The sequence below is a fragment of the Colwellia asteriadis genome (assembly GCF_039523295.1).
Taxonomy (GTDB): domain Bacteria; phylum Pseudomonadota; class Gammaproteobacteria; order Enterobacterales; family Alteromonadaceae; genus Colwellia; species Colwellia asteriadis.
In genome coordinates this window covers 1-1428 of the sequence record NZ_BAAAFA010000024.1, presented here as the reverse complement: position 1 = coordinate 1428, position 1428 = coordinate 1, and the positions used below count along the sequence as shown (strand labels likewise).

General features: G+C 39.9%; 1 protein-coding gene. It reads left to right on the top strand.

Annotation, left to right across the window (positions count from 1 at the left end):
- Positions 1-90: 90 nt before the first annotated feature.
- A complete protein-coding gene (locus ABD005_RS18015) occupies positions 91-1419 on the top strand; it encodes an IS4 family transposase (protein WP_425544918.1) in 1329 nt (442 codons plus the stop codon).
- The last annotated feature ends 9 nt before the right edge of the window (positions 1420-1428 follow it).

Sequence of the window (1428 nt, the reverse complement as noted above, 5' to 3'; positions counted from 1 at the left end):
CAATGCCGATCAGTTAAGAGAATGATCGGTTGACCGATCCAAACGATCATGCAAAATCCGTAGTTAGGAAACTAACTACGGATTTTTTTTGTGAATATTGAACAAGCATTACAGACCACACTTGAAGAAAGTACTCGGTACCATACCTTTGAAAAGTTATCAGAGCTTCTCGACCCAGAGATTATCGAACAAGGTTTTCAACAAGCAGGAATAGCAACAGTGCGCAAGCGCAGGTTACCACTTGAAGCGGTTCTGTGGTCGGTTATAGGCATGGCATTATTTCGAAAAGAGTCAGTTTGGAATATCGCTAATAAGCTAGATATCATGTTACCAGGAAAGAATCAGCTTGTTGCTCCAAGTGCAATGGTACAAGCAAGACAACGGCTAGGAGATGAGTCTGTAAAACAGGTTTTCAATAAGTCAGCCGAAGTGATGTATAAGCAACAGGAATTCGAAACATGGAATGGTTTGAGCCTATTAGCCGTTGATGGTGTTGTATGGCGAACAGCCGACACTCCAGATAATCGTAAAGCATTTTCTTCTGGTAGCAACCAATATGGTGATACAGCCTTTCCACAAATACGCATGGTCTGCCATATGGAATTGACCAGCCATCAGCTTATCAGTAGTGAATTTGATAATTATAAAACCAATGAAATGAAGTTAGCTGAGCGCTTAATTGAACGTACACCCGACAACTCACTAACGATGTTTGATAAAGGATATTATTCTCTAGGTTTATTAAATCGTTGGCGACAGACGGGGAATGAACGGCATTGGCTAATACCAGCAAGGCCTGATTTACAGTATGAAATCATTTCCTCTGTCGGTAAAAATGACCACATCATTGAATTAAAAACGACAAAACATGCACAAAAGAATTTTCCCGATGTTCCTCAAACCATTAGAGCAAGATTAATCAGTAAAACAATAAAAGGTAAAACCTATCGTATATTAACCTCAATGACAGATAGATTGCGCTTTCCAGGTAATGAAATTGTTGAATTATATTGTCACCGCTGGGAGATAGAGCTTGGATTTAGAGAAATAAAACAGACAATGCTTGGTAGTTCATACCATTTGAGAAGTAAGCGTCCAGACATGGTTCGTCAGGAGTTATGGGGTGTATTACTTGCCTATAATTTAATACGAAGAATTATGACAATGGCGGCTAACGTAACAGGTATATGGCCTAATCAGCTTAGTTTCTCTAGCAGCTCGATGGCTGTTATTCAGTATTTCTCGTCAATATCAATAATGAGTCCCGGAAACATTCCGATGCACTGGGAGCATCTACTCAATACGCTACTCTTATTTAAGCTTCCGACTCGCCGAGAAGATAGAAAATATCCCCGATGGGTTAAACCTAAACCATCCAAGTATCCCCATAAAAAGAAAAATGCCAGTCAGCTTAACTGACTGGCATTG